Origin of the sequence: Lutimonas sp. (genome assembly GCF_051011215.1) — a bacterium.
Taxonomy (GTDB): Bacteria; Bacteroidota; Bacteroidia; order Flavobacteriales; family Flavobacteriaceae; genus Lutimonas.
Window position 1 is genome coordinate 1 of sequence record NZ_JBPCUJ010000178.1, and the last position, 14280, is coordinate 14280.

At 37.5% G+C, this 14280-nt stretch carries 13 protein-coding genes; 3 read left to right on the top strand and 10 right to left on the bottom strand.

What is annotated here, in order from left to right; all coding sequences use genetic code 11:
* From ACR2MV_RS16625 to ACR2MV_RS16650, 6 genes are all read right to left on the bottom strand, one after another.
* A partial coding sequence (locus tag ACR2MV_RS16625; RefSeq protein ID WP_434023439.1) for a PorV/PorQ family protein occupies nt 1–986 on the bottom strand: 986 nt, incomplete at its 3' end.
* A gap of 77 nt (nt 987–1063) precedes the next feature.
* Nucleotides 1064–2035 (bottom strand): YheT family hydrolase, encoded by a 972-nt coding sequence (locus ACR2MV_RS16630; protein WP_434023440.1) that lies wholly within the window; start codon nt 2033–2035, stop codon nt 1064–1066.
* 49 nt (nt 2036–2084) lie between these two features.
* Nucleotides 2085–3164: a DUF3179 domain-containing protein gene (locus tag ACR2MV_RS16635; RefSeq protein WP_434023442.1), complete on the bottom strand. Its 1080-nt coding sequence runs from the start codon at nt 3162–3164 to the stop codon at nt 2085–2087.
* Complete coding sequence (locus ACR2MV_RS16640) at nt 3161–4150, bottom strand: hypothetical protein (protein WP_434023444.1); 990 nt, start codon at nt 4148–4150, stop codon at nt 3161–3163. Before ACR2MV_RS16640 ends, ACR2MV_RS16635 begins: the two co-directional genes overlap by 4 nt.
* Nucleotides 4151–4204: 54 nt before the next feature.
* Nucleotides 4205–5527 carry a DNA recombination protein RmuC gene (rmuC, locus tag ACR2MV_RS16645; RefSeq protein ID WP_434023446.1) on the bottom strand — a complete coding sequence of 441 codons (1323 nt, stop codon included), beginning with the start codon at nt 5525–5527 and terminating at the stop codon, nt 4205–4207.
* Between the two features lie 6 nt (nt 5528–5533).
* Nucleotides 5534–6079, bottom strand: a complete 546-nt coding sequence (locus ACR2MV_RS16650) for a DsrE family protein (protein WP_434023447.1) — start codon at nt 6077–6079, stop codon at nt 5534–5536.
* Nucleotides 6080–6141: 62 nt separating this feature from the next.
* Between ACR2MV_RS16650 and ACR2MV_RS16655 the strand changes: the two genes are divergently transcribed.
* Nucleotides 6142–6714, top strand: coding sequence for a 1-acyl-sn-glycerol-3-phosphate acyltransferase (locus ACR2MV_RS16655; protein ID WP_434023449.1), 573 nt, complete (start codon nt 6142–6144; stop codon nt 6712–6714).
* A gap of 116 nt (nt 6715–6830) precedes the next feature.
* On the opposite strand, the gene ACR2MV_RS16660 is transcribed toward ACR2MV_RS16655, so the two are convergent.
* Together ACR2MV_RS16660 and gcvT are read right to left on the bottom strand one after the other, a co-directional pair.
* A complete protein-coding gene (locus tag ACR2MV_RS16660) occupies nt 6831–7493 on the bottom strand; it encodes an ion channel (protein ID WP_434023450.1) in 663 nt (220 codons plus the stop codon).
* Between the two features lie 10 nt (nt 7494–7503).
* Nucleotides 7504–8586, bottom strand: coding sequence for a glycine cleavage system aminomethyltransferase GcvT (gene gcvT, locus ACR2MV_RS16665; protein WP_434023452.1), 1083 nt, complete (start codon nt 8584–8586; stop codon nt 7504–7506).
* Between the two features lie 122 nt (nt 8587–8708).
* On the opposite strand from gcvT, the gene ACR2MV_RS16670 reads away from it, so the two are divergent.
* A complete protein-coding gene (locus ACR2MV_RS16670) occupies nt 8709–10175 on the top strand; it encodes an aminopeptidase P family protein (protein WP_434023453.1) in 1467 nt (488 codons plus the stop codon).
* Nucleotides 10176–10182: 7 nt separating this feature from the next.
* On the opposite strand, the gene ACR2MV_RS16675 is transcribed toward ACR2MV_RS16670, so the two are convergent.
* Entirely contained in the window at nt 10183–11808 is a 1626-nt protein-coding gene (locus ACR2MV_RS16675) for a M1 family metallopeptidase (RefSeq protein WP_434023455.1), read from the bottom strand.
* Between the two features lie 81 nt (nt 11809–11889).
* Here ACR2MV_RS16675 and ACR2MV_RS16680 point away from each other — a divergent pair, with 81 nt between their 5' ends.
* The gene (locus ACR2MV_RS16680) at nt 11890–13014 is read left to right on the top strand and encodes a BamA/TamA family outer membrane protein (RefSeq protein WP_434023456.1); all 1125 of its coding nucleotides are present in this window, start codon (nt 11890–11892) and stop codon (nt 13012–13014) included.
* Here the strand turns inward: ACR2MV_RS16680 and thrC are convergent.
* Nucleotides 13015–14280: threonine synthase (gene thrC / locus ACR2MV_RS16685; protein WP_434023458.1), on the bottom strand; the 1266-nt coding region annotated here is incomplete at its 5' end.

Consider the following 14280-nt stretch of genomic DNA (forward strand, 5'->3'; position numbering starts at 1 on the left):
GCATAATCAATCTGTATGCCTTTATATCGGAATCCTACTCCGAAATTAGGTTCTAAAGAAGTAGTTTTAGAACCATCGAATTCAGTGAAATACTGAAAGTTATTGACGCCCAGTCTCAAATAGGCCATTTTTAAATAATCAAACTGTAAGCCAACACCAGGATCTATGCTCAGAAAAGAGGTGGATAGAATATCGTTGGTTTCTGAAAAACGCATATTTAAATCTAATTCGGTCAAGATGGTAAAATCACGAAAGGCAACAAATGACTTGGCCACACCAAACTGCATTTTAGGTTTGGTAAGCTCGAGCGATTCAGGCGCTGCTTGATTCTCTCCTGGAATGGCATTTTGGATTTTATCAAATTCTTCTTCATTGATGCTCCAGGCATTGAACGTGGTTGTAATATCGCGCACCATTAAACCAAATTTCCATTCACTTTCCGTTTCAAACTGAAGGGCAGCATCCAAACCAAAACCCCATGACGAGGCAAAATCGCCAATTTTCCGATGCACAATTTTTGAATTGATTCCAATGTCTAAGCCTTGCACCGGCAGCCTTCTGGCATAGGCCAGATTAAAGGCATAATCCACTGCAGAGAATAAACTAATATTGTTATAATTAATATTTCCCTGACTATCAATCAATTCTGTGGTGTTCAAAATATCATCTACGCCAAAACGAATAAAAGCCAGGGCAAAGGTGCTTTCCTCATTGATAGGTTTGGCGAAGGCAGCATAGTCATACTTGCCAATGCCTTGAAAATATTCTGCATGCATCAATGCGCCTTGAATATCATCTACCTTTGTCAGCCCTGCCGGATTCCAATAGATGGAATTGACATCACCACTGGATGCAATGACAGCTTTCCCCATACCAAAAGCAGCGGCATCAACTCCCAAGTTGAGAAATTCATTAGAAAAGCTTCTGAAGGCCTGCCCATGAATACCTTGGGAAATAAAGAAAATAATGACAACAAGTTGTTTCAATTTCTATCACAGAATTTGCTACAAATATAGGCAATTGCAAATGAGGATATCAAAGAATTATGCATCGCAATAAATTGCTATTCTACCGATGTTGCAAAGTCAATGATTCGTTTCTCAAGCCAATAGCCACTCCCATTTTCAAAATTTGAATTATAGCCTACATGTCCTCCGAAATTCGTCATCTCCAAATGAAAAAAATCATTATTCTTTGCCTCTTCTAAAGGAATACATGAACTCGACAAGAACGGATCATCTACAGAAGTAATTAAAAGACTTGGTGTTTGTATTCCATGTAAAAACTGCCTACAACTATTCCTTTTCCAATAATCTTCAGCATCTTCAAAGCCATTGACAGGTGCTGTAAAATAATTATCAAAATCGAGAAAATTCTTTGAATTTAGAATAGCATTTTTATCCAATCCAACTTCTGGAAATTGTTCCATTTTAATCAAGGTCTTCTTTTTTAAAGAAATCAAAAAACGTTGCATATAGACCATATTCCAAAATTTTGCAATGGTCTCTGAAGATCCCTTGAGATCGCAAGGGACAGACACTCCGGTACCAGATGCTAATTTCGGAGAATACTTCTTTCTGTCTTCACCCAAATACTTTAAAAGCATATTTCCTCCAAGACTGTAGCCAACTATATGAAATAGCTGATAAACGCCTATCTGATCCAGATAATTTATGAGTTCATCCAAATCGTCTGTTTTACCGCTGTGGTACGAATATAAATGACGATTTGTTTCTCCACTGCATCCTCTTAAATTTACAGCGGCCACATCATAGCCATTTTGATTCGCAATATGGGTCATGGCGGTCACATATTTAGAACTTGAACTACCTTCAAGGCCATGGATTATAATGAAGAGCTTTTCAGAACCGACAGTAGAAAAGTCGATGTCCATAAAATCTCCATCCCTGGTTTCCATCCTTTTTCTGTCAAATTTGACTGGAATCTTGTGAAACAGCGTCCGATAAATTGTGTTGAAATGCTTGCTCTTAAAAGCCAATGTAGGATCATAAGATGAAGACGAAATCACGGCCATATTTTTTTATCAAAGATATTTTTAAAAATTCAGTAAAAAAAATAGTGAACTATTCATAAAATTCAGGGCCTTCATAAAAGGATTCGACTGAAAAATAATACGACATCATTCCGGAATGGGATTTCTTTAAAAACTGGCTCCTGTTTGGACCTGATAGGGCTTGTCCAAAAATATTCCATTCATTATTCTGATCATCGGTCATAATGATTTCCGATCCATTAAATTCATAGGTAAATTCAAAATTTCGCGTATTATCATCCAATTCAAAGGAAACTATAAAATCGGCATTACCGATAATTAAATAGTCTTTCCCTTGAAATTGATCCCTGATGATTTTTCCACCTTCAAAATTACTAAATCGATATACCTTGGCTTTTTCTTCATCGTTGATCACATAAACTCTTTCTTTCGCAGGAACATTATTTTTTAAAGGCTCAATGGGATAAATAAATTGTTCATTATCTGTTCTATAACCTCCATATGGATAGAGCGCATATTGACGGCTGTGACCGGTATTTGTGGTTAGAACCCTGGAATCAGGATATAAAGTTTTCCATAGTCCCCAGGATAACTCCACCAGAACCGTTGTTTCCGGGCTCGACCCGATTAATTCTCCATTAACGCATTTTGCCGTTAATTGCGACCAATTGCTGCCAGTAGCCCTGTCATAAGGTACAATATTGTTTTTGTAGAGTAAACCAGATACGCCAAAGGTGGTAATCGTATTGTTAATTTCTGTATTCCAGCCAATGCCGGTGCCGGTTAAGGGACAATAAACAACTGCCAAAGTGCTTCCAAAATTATCGAGATTAACAATTTCATGCCAGTCTAAAATTTTGTGAGGAATGGCAAGTTGATTCGTTCCATTGGAAATCCCAATGATCAGATCATCATCAGATACATAATCAATTTGATTTGCAAAAACGGTTTCGGGATTGACCAGGGCCGGAATACCATCTAATCCTGGTCCGGCATCAATGATGAAATCGGTATCAATCAACCAGTCATCGGTCGATATTGGATTTGCACCAGGGAAATCCTGTTCGGTAGGTTGTATGTCATTACTATCTCCTGAACAGGAAATAAAAGCGAAGAAGAAAAAGGCTAAGGAGAATTTTAAATACTTCATAATTCATTATTTAGGTTTTGTAATTCATTCTTACCTTTTTTACTTAAGGTGAGAAAAAGTCCGGCTGTGATTCTGTATGTTGGAGTAAGTTGAGTGCCTTCCACATAATTATAAACAGGAAGTTCCGCTTTAGAAATCAATAATAATTTTTTACTCAGGTGTATGTTTAGACTCGGCACCAGGTTCACCCATTTACCGCCTGTGTTTTCGAGAGGTGCTCCGGCTATTTCATCGTTACCAGCTTGTCTGTATTTAACTCCCAAGCCCGGATCAATGAGTGTTTTTGAAATCACAAATTGATCAGTATAGTTTAAAAAGGCCTGAAATTCTGATCCAAACCGATAGGTGGTTGTATTGTTGAAATAATTATTATTGGTCCCAGTATGTCTATAAATCAGCGATCCGGCAAAAGTTCCCGATGGTCTGAAATCAAAGCTTTGTAAATAGGTGGACCAAAGTATCAGGTCCCAGGCCCCCGAACCGGGTTGCAGATCCGGATTCAGTAGAATGCCATTGTCATTTCGCTTATCGGTTGCCCCGAAGGGTATTTTCGGTCCGGCCCCTAATCGTAAGGTATTTGAGCCCCCAAATATATTATTGAAATTATATTTAAACAATAAAACAGCATCGCCAATGCCATAGGTCTCATCTAAATTTGTGTTTCCAAATTGATTAATTTCTCTTTTTTGATTGACATAGGTCAATAAAAATTCAACTGATAAATTGTTGGTGATGGTATAACCTGTGTTAAAAAGTAAGGACTGTGTAATTCGCAGCCTTGAATCGTCATCCAAGCGATCTGATCCGCTTAAAAGAGTATTTAATCGATTGTAATCATAACTGAGACTAAATTGCCAGGCACCTTGATTTTCAATCGGTAATCCAATGCTGTTTGACAACGGAATTCCACCTGAGCAGCAGGTCTGCCCATTGGTGTTCACGGAATATAAAAGCAAAAAGCCCATCAGAAATAAAAATTTTTGCATCAAAAATTTATTTCTTAGTCGGTCGTAGGAATCGTAGGAAACTTACTAAAAAGTTTAATTCTGATCGTCACCAGCCCGTTCCAAGAGGTTTGGTGGCAATGCTTTTTTCGTTTTTGCTCCTAGTTTTTTAAGGTTTTCAACACGACTAATCAGATTTCCTTTTCCATCGGATAGTTTGTTCATGGCCGCCTTATAACCATCCTGAGAGGCATTTATTTGCTTGCCTACCTTGATGAGATCCTGAACAAGCCCCTCAAATTTATCATACAAGGCACCTGCCTGACGTGCGATTTCGATCACATTTCGTTTTTGATCCTCCTGCTTCCAAATTGATGCAACCGTAGACAATGTAGCCAATAGGGTGGAAGTAGAAACCAGCACTACATTTTTATCCAAGGCCTGTAAATAAAGATCATGATCCTGTTGTAAGGCAAGCATCAATGCCGGTTCAACAGGAACGAACATGATGACATAGTCCGGACTATTGATGCCATAAAGGTCTGAATAGTTTTTTGTGCCTAATTCCTTGATATGCTTTTGAATGCTTTGTACATGATTCTTTAATCCGGCCTTTTCATCAATCTCATTTTCTGCGCTAAAAAATCGCTCATATCCTGTCAATGACACTTTGGAATCAATAATCAAATGTTTATGATCCGGAAGGTTGATAATTAAATCTGGTTTTTTTAGATTTTCGTCTTCATCTCGATAGCCATCTTGTGTTGAAAAGTGCACATCTTTTTGCAAACCAGCTTTTTCCAAAATAGTTTCTAACTGCAATTCTCCCCAATCACCCTGCTTTTTTGAATCTCCCTTTAAAGCCTTTGTTAAATTAACGGCGTCTTTACTCATTTGTTCATTGAGCTCTTTCAACCCTAATATCTGTTGACGCAAGGCAGATTGTTTTTCAATACTTTCTTTATGGGTATCTTCAACTTTCTTCTCAAAAGATTTAATTTTATCCTGCAGGGGGTTGAGTATCAACTCCATGTTTTCTTTATTTTTTTCAGTGAATTTACTTGTTTTGTCCTCTAGAATTTTATTCGCAAGAATTTCAAAATCCTTCGAAAATTTTTCCTGAAGTTTAGAGACTTCTTCACCTTGTTCCTGTAGCTTTTCCGCTGAATGATCTAAGGCGGCATCTCTTTTTACCAGTTCCATTTGAAGCTCTTGTATTGTGGTTCGAAACTCTTCTGATTTTAATTCTATGTTACGTGCATCTCTTTCATTTTCTTCCTTATCCTGAGACAAAGATGAAATTCGCTCATTCAGCATCGAAATGTTTTTCTCAAATTTAAGTTTACTGATCACGTAGGTTAAAATAACAGCAATGACAATGCTTATAATAAAAAGGACGGCGATGATGGTAGATGACATGACTAATTAATTGAAATTGATAATTTGATATCCTTCAGACTGGTATTTTACAAGAGCAGTCAAAGCTGATAAAGAGATGTCGACATACTCAGAGATATCTGAAGCCTTATATTCTTTACTTATCATGGACTGTCCGCAAACATAGGTTTTAACATTTTTCGCTGCCAAGGCCTTTAATAATTCATAATTTGGGTGCTTGGTTTTGAATAATTTTTTAAATTTTTTCTCATTAAGTGCATTTTTAGTAGCGGCTCCATGAAGCACCAAAACGATGTCCATATTTTCCAGTAAAACACCATTTTGAGCATGCATATTCATAAATCTTGCCACAGTATTGATCAATGGATTCATGGTACCCGACTTCTTTTCATCGGAATACACATCGAATATTACTTTGTATTTCGTATCTGTTTCTAATAAAAGGTCAGCATTTTCGATGGTATAAACAGCTCCAAAATCCTCAAAAATTGGTCCGGTACTTGTTTTCTGTTTCTGAGAATAAGTAACTGAAAAACACTGGAGTATTGCTAAAATGAATAGAAATTGTTTCATAGAATTATCTATATTGGAATTAATTACGATATTACAAAAAAAAAATCTCCTAAATTATTAGCATGCAAAGTATTTCTAAGTTCATTCTTTTCAATGTTTTAGGATGGAAGGTCGTGAATGGGTTTCCGAAGGATTTGAACAAATATTTAGTAATTGCCGGACCTCATACTTCAAATTGGGATTTCCCTTTGGCCATTTTGGTGCGGTTTTCACAAGGTGTGATGATCAATTTTATAGGAAAAAAGTCCCTTTTTAAACCACCTTTTGGATTTTTCTTCAAGCTATTGGGCGGAACCCCTGTAGATAGAACAAAAAGTAAGAATATGGTACAAACCCTGATAGATGTTTACAATACCAATGATAAATTTATATTCGCTATCTCTCCTGAAGGAACACGAAAAAAGGTGTCTACCTGGAAAACGGGTTTTTACCATGTGGCTAAAGGGGCTAATGTTCCTATTGTTATGGCAACACTTGATTTTGGGCGTAAACAGGTTTTGATCAATGATCCTTATTATTTGACGGATAGTATGGAAGAAGATTTCCTTTATTTCCATACGTTTTTCAAGGATGTTAAAGGTAAGAATGCTGAACAGTTCGATCCGAATTTTCACTTGAATTTGAAGAAACAATAATGACTCGCCATCTCTGAGCTTAGGGATTCATTTGCTTGGATTTTACAGTCCAGAACCTCACTTCACATACCTTGGATCCCATGCACCAATAAAATCTAAATCGACAAATAAAACGCTTATTTGGTCTTTCTCTGCATGAATTTCGCAATGTTGATCGCAATAATAATACTCAGAAATAATTGTCCTGACAAGACCAGAATAAGAGCCAGTGCCTGAGATTTTTCCGTAATTGGGATGATATCGCCATACCCTAAGGTTGTCATCGTGACAAAACTGTAATAGATTAGGTTGTAGAGTTCCATTTTCAAGCCCGTTGAATGATAATAAGATTCGGGTGACAGGTACTCTAAGATGGTTGCCAGAAATCCCCCAATAAGGCCAATAATAAGATATCCGGTCACTGAAACCAGAATCATGTTTTTGGTATCACCCCTTAAAGACATCGCTTCTCTTAAGACTAAAATAAAAGCATGAATGATTAAAAATGACAATCCTATCTGTGATATGTAGTTGAGGATATCATGTTCTAAAAAGCCATCGATGACAATCAGTAGGAATGTAACAAATCCCAAATAGCGAGAAAATTTGATTTTTCTCACAATTATAAAACTGGTGCTTACGATTAACAAAAAAACAGCATTAATATAAAAATGTGTAATTCCCGAATCTTTCCCAATGAATGGAGGAACAAAGACCAACAAAAGAATAGAAAACATCAATATGTGAATACTATGATGGTCTACATAAGAGAGTATTTTATTTTTCGATGTATCGATCATTCAAAAAATACTAGGATTTATAAAAAGGTAATTTGACGATGGTTGCTTCGAGAGACTTGTTTCGGACCTTGATGAAAATCTTAGTACCAAATTTTGTATAGCCTGTATTGACATAACCTAGACCAATTCCTTTTTTTAAACTGGGACTCATGGTACCCGAAGTAACAGTTCCAATAATTTGATCCGCCTCATTTACGATATCATATCCTTGTCGTGGGATGCCTCGTGTTTCAAGTTCGAAAGCTCTAAGGCGTCTTTCGACACCATTTTCTTTCTGATTCAGCAAGGCTTTTGAATTCACAAAGTCCTTTGAAAATTTAGTAATCCATCCGAGACCAGCTTCAATAGGAGAAGTTTCATCATTGATGTCATTTCCATACAAACAATACCCCATTTCCAGACGTAAGGTATCCCTTGCAGCCAGTCCAATCGGTTTGATCCCGAATTCGGCACCCGCTTCAAATACCTTGTTCCAAATCTGTTCGACTTCATCGTTCTTACAATAGATTTCAAATCCACCACTGCCAGTATACCCGGTAGCTGAAATGATCACGTGGTCGACTCCGGCAAAATCCGCCACTCTAAATTTATAAAAAGGAATTTCAGCCAAATCAACAGAAGTTAAACTTTGCATGGCATCTACTGCCTTAGGACCTTGAATAGCAAGAAGCGAATAATTGTCAGAGATATTCTTCATTTCCGCCTTATTGCTGTTGTGTTCGCTGATCCAATTCCAGTCTTTTTCAATATTGGAAGCGTTCACCACCAATAAATAAGTTTCCTCTTTTACACGATAGATAATAAGGTCATCCACAATACCACCCTGATCGTTGGGCATGCAACTGTATTGTGCATCTTCAATTTCTAGCTTTGAGGCATCATTGGAGCTGATTCTTTGAATAAGATCGAGGGCATGCGGTCCTTCAATTAAAAATTCACCCATGTGCGACACATCAAAAACTCCCACGCCTTGGCGAACTGTTTCATGTTCCACATTGATTCCTTCATATTGTACTGGCATCAGGTAACCTGCAAACGGCACCATTTTCGCTCCTAAAGATTCATGTATATGTGTTAAAGCTGTATTTTTCATCGATTCATATTTTATGCTAATTTAAAAAATATGTGGAGAAGAATGATTGTTTTCCAGGCTAATTCGCATTCAGTTTGCTGCTATTATTTTTCATATCTTTCGATCCCTAAAAACAAAATCTTATGAAACTTAAATTAAGCTCACTGATTCTATTATTTTTCACAACCCTTGGCGTTCGGTCTCAAGCCGATATTCCTACAGATTATCTCAGTGCGGAATTTCATAAAACCAGACGGGAAGCCTTACGAGCCGTTATGCCAGATAACAGTGTTGCTGTATTTTTTTCGAACCCGATACGTAACAGGGCAAATGATGTTGATTTTGTATACCATCAGGATCCGAATTTTTACTATTTAACGGGACTGAAAGAGCCCCATTCGGTTTTGGTCATTTTTTCAGAAGATCAGGAAAAAGATGGAAAAAAATTCAATGAAACCTTATATGTATACGAAAGAGGAGAACGTTATAAAATTTATATGGGCGACGGAGTTGGTGTAGAAGGAGCTATTAAAGACCTTGGATTCAATAATGTTTATGGCGGACAGGCTTTTATAGATGACCCCATCAATTTTTCAAAGTTTGACAAGATCATGTTTAAGGAGTTTGAAAATGATGTTCGAAAAAAAGGACGTGAACAACCCAATTTGTATGCGCTCATAGAACAGTTTAAAACAAGTGTAAATAGCATTCCAATGCCGGATGACAAATCTATTGATGCAGAATCATCTGCGGCCCAGACAATTGTTGACAACAAATCCCTCAGAAGATTAATGGGCGGTTTACGAGAAGTGAAAAGTGCCGAAGAACTTAAATTGATCAAGAAAGCTGTTGAAATATCCTGTGTCGGTCAGATAGAAGTGATGAAAGCAATGCATCCAGGAATGTCGGAAACAGAAACGCAAGGTATTCATGAGATGGTTTTTAAAAAATATGGATCTGAATATGAAGGTTACCCGTCTATTGTTGGTGCCGGCCATAATGGTTGTGTGCTTCACTATGTTGATAATAATAAATTGAATGTTGGAAATGATCTGGTATTAATGGATTTAGGTGCTGAATACCGGGGCTATACAGCGGATGTAACCAGAACGATTCCAGCCAATGGAAAATTCTCACCAGAGCAGAAAATCATATACGATTTGGTTTATGATGCCCAGGAGGCGGGTATCGCAGCCATGGTAATTGGTAATGATTATAAAAAAGTAGATGCCGCAGCAAGAGAAGTCGTGTATCAAGGTCTCTTAGATCTTGGAATAATTGATTCGTTGCATCACGGACGTACCTATTTCCCGCATGGTACGTCTCATCATATTGGTCTGGATGTTCATGATTTAAATAATCGAGGGGCATTTCAGGAGAATATGATACTCACTGTAGAACCCGGAATTTATATCCGAGAAGGCAGTAATTGTGATAAAAAATGGTGGGGTATTGCTGTTAGAATAGAGGACGATGTGCTTGTAACCAAAGATGGACCGGTAAATTATTCAGCACTGGCGCCAAGAAAATCGGAGGATATTGAAAAAATGATGGAACAGGAGAGCGTGTTTAACAACCTGCTGTTACCCAATCTTGATGCGGATGAATAGGTCTTGATCAATTCCTTAGATAGACATAGAAATTATCATCTAAATTAAACTGAGATACTTTTGCTTCAGAGGCATAAGTTTGCCATTTTTTTGTTGGCTTGAGCCATACAACCTCATCATTGATGGTCGTTTTTAGAGGGATCTGAAAGTTATCGACCGTGTTTCTAAATCGATATTTGAGCACACCATTATTAATTTTAAACTGTAATACAGGTATTTTGATATTTCGCAGGTATTGATCAAAAAAGCCTGACAACTCAAGATTGGTGTAGTCCATGATGAATTTTTCCAGTGTTGCACTGCTGACCGTTTGGTGGTAATATTCTTTATTGATGGCCCTTAACAATTCTCTGAATTTTTCATCATCATCCATTATTTGTCTGAGGGTGTGGATCATTGCCGCTCCCTTAATATACATATCTCCGGAACCACGTTTATTGACTCCGTAAATGCCGATAATCGGGCTCAGATTTATGGCGCGTTCACGAAATCCTTTTAAATATGAATTGCCCGAAGCCTTGCCAAAATGATAATCTAAATACAATACTTCACTATAGGTTGTAAAACTTTCATGAATCCACATGTCGGCAATATCATAGTTTGTGATACTATTGGCAAACCATTCATGCCCTGATTCATGAATAATTATAAAATCAAATTTTAAACCTTCACCTGTATCGCTCAGGTCTGAACCCAAATAGCCGTTTTCATAATTGTTTCCATAGGTAACAGAACTTTGATGTTCCATTCCCAGATAGGGCACTTCCACCAGTTTATAGCCGTCATTATAGAAAGGGTAGGGACCAAACCAATGTTCAAAAGCCTCCAGCATTTTAGGAACCTGTTTGAATTGCTTTTTAGCCTTTTCAAGATTATAACTCAGGACATAAAAGTCTAAATCCAAGGGACCTTTTTCACCTTCAAAAACATCATTGAAATGCACATAATCGGCAAGGTTCATATTGATGGAATATCCGTTGATGGGATTTTCTACTTTCCAATAAAATGTCTTGGTTCCGTCTGGGTTCTTTGTCGTTTCCAACAATCGGCCATTGGAAACACTGATTACATTTTCAGGACTTGAGATTCTAATGTCCATCCCCAGGTCAGGTTCATCATATGGGATGTCTTTAGAGGGCAACCAAGCACTAACACCTATAGACTGGTTCGCGTTTGCGATAAAAGGATTTTGATTTTTATCTTTTTTCCAAACAAAGCCACCATCCCATGGAGGATTCATTGATTCCACCGGATTGCCTTCAAACGCAATGGTAATTTCTTGAGTGCTTCCTTTTTCCTGAACATCAGGCAATTTGATAAAATAAGCTCCATATTCTCTTTTATAGGTCAAAAAAGAACCATTCTGTCGTGCAAGGGTCAATTTCATTGGTGACTGCAAATCTATCTGTATGATAGAATCTGATTCCAATACTTCGTATTGAATCGTGTTTTTTCCTGAAATGAATTTTGAATTGATGTCTATATTCACTTCGATATCGTAATGCACTAAATTCCACCAAGCTCTTTCTTTCGTGATTGTTCCTTGTAAACTATCTTTTCTTTCAAATTTCTGAGCAGACAAAGCAGTCGTAAATATGGTGAGTATAATGCTTAATACGATACATTTTTTCATAGTCTCTAAATAGAAGTTAAATATAACAAATTAATTAAGCATATAATTTTCAGACAGCGCGCTTTTCAATAAATTTGATTTATGAATAAAACAAGCCCCTTATTTCTTTTTCTGTTTTTATTGCCATTTCTTTTGTTTGCTCAAGAAACTTCTAATGATACTATAGAGGCAACGAAGCCACCTAAAAAAGTTAAAAAAGTAATCATTCCCACCATTACCTACAACAATAGTTTTAAAGCTATTTTTGGGTTCATGGCTTCAGGTTTTTATAAGTTGAATGCCAGTGATACGATTTCTCCGGAGTCCAGTTCAACACTGATTGGTAATTATTCGACTAATAATTCCTGGTTTGTTGTTCAGGCGAATAAGTTCTATATCAAGGAGGATAAGTACAGGTCAAAACTGGCAGGTGGATTTGGTTCTGTTAATTTTCAGACCTTCGTTGACTGGAGTGATATTATTGGAGGATTGCCACCAGGAATCATTCCGGTACCACCTCCGGGAGATGGTGTTTTTGTTGATTATAATACCCAGTTCCAGTTTCTTTACCTTGATTTTTTAGCGAGGGTTTACAAAAAACTTTATATCGGAGGGAACCTTGTTTATTCCCATGCCTTGACAGAGTTTGATGCCATTGGGAACCCTTCGGAAGATGTACATCTGTTCGGCTTTGGATTTTCCTCGGAATACGATACCAGAAATAATCAATTTATGCCATTGAATGGATTCAATGGGAAATTTAATACCATGACGTTTTTAGAGAGTTTGGGAAGTACCTCTACTTATACCAATATCAATCTTGAGTATAATAAGTATTTTCCTCAAGGCGAACGAAATACCATTGTACTAAGAGCATATGGTCAGGCGGCCATTGGTGATGTTCCTTTTGCCGGCCAAAATGTAGTGGGACGAGATGATTTAAGAGGTTATTCAAATGGTAAATACAGGGCAAACCAGGTTTATGATGTGCAATCTGAATATAGGCATTGGTTTGCAAAAAGATGGGGATATGTAGCCTTTGGAGGTGTTGCCACAGCGATCAATGATGCCAGTGATCTTTCCTTCGATAATCTGCTGCCCGCTGTTGGTGGTGGCATACGATTTTTGGCCATTCCTAGTTCGAAGATCAGTGTTGGAATGGATGTAGCTGTTGGAAAAGACGACTGGGGACTATACTTCAGGATTGGAGAAGCATTTACCAGATAACTATGTTGTTAAAAATGATTTTAATTCTTCATAACTGCTGATGAAGGTAGCCTTTTTCTCCTTATGGATGACTGCCTCAATTTGGCTTGGATACTCAATTCGCTTTTTGATGACCGGTTCAACGACATCCAGAAATTTAACAGGATGTGCAGTTTCCATAAATATTCCCTGGGCTTTTCTTTGATCTTTTAAATATTCCTTTAAACCTAAATATCCAACGGCTCCATGTGGATCCATTATGTAGCCATTATTTGCATAAACTTCTTTCATGGCCTCCCGGGTTTGATAATCCGAATAGGAAAAGGATGAAAGGTATTTTTTAAGCTGTTCAAATTTATCTTTAAAAATCTCTCGAATTCGAATGAAATTACTCGGATCACCCACATCCATGGCATTTGATATGGTAGCCACCGATTTCATGGGTTCATATGTACCGCTGCTCATGTAATTTGGAACGACTCTGTTTGCATTTGTTGCTGCTACAAAATGATCGATGGGAAGACCTAGTTGACGGGCCATGAACCCGGCACAGATGTTTCCGAAATTTCCGCTTGGAGTCGAAAAAATCAGTTTTTTACTTTTATCGGATAGTTGTTTATAAGCAAAAGCAAAATAAAACATTTGCGGCAACCACCTGGCAACATTGATAGAGTTGGCCGAGGTCAACTGGATTTTATCTGTGATTTCCTGATCTAAAAAGGCATTTTTCACCATGGCCTGACAATCGTCAAAAGTACCATCTACTTCAAGAGCCTTGATATTCTGCCCCATGGTAGTTAGTTGTTTTTCCTGCACTTCACTCACTTTTCCACTGGGATAGAGAATGACCACATTCACACCTTTAACTCCTAAAAATCCACTGGCTACAGCGCCTCCGGTATCACCTGAAGTAGCCACTAATACGGTGACTTCAGTGGTTTGTTCCTTATTAAAATAAGAGAGACATCGCGCCATAAATCGGCCTCCTACATCTTTGAAAGCCATCGTTGGTCCATGAAACAATTCTAAACTATAGATATCTTTTTCTATAGGAACCAGAGGGAACTCAAAGCTTAAGGTATCTTCAATGATCAACTTAAGATCCTGATTTGGAATATCCTCACCAACAAACTGTTCAATCAATAGAAAAGCCAGCTCATTATTCGAATAGTTGTCGATGTTTTTAAATATATCGGAATGGAGTTTTTTTATACGTTCAGGAAAGTATAGACCTTTATCGGGCGCAATTCCTTTGATCACTGCTTCTTTAAAACTTACCTTAGGGGC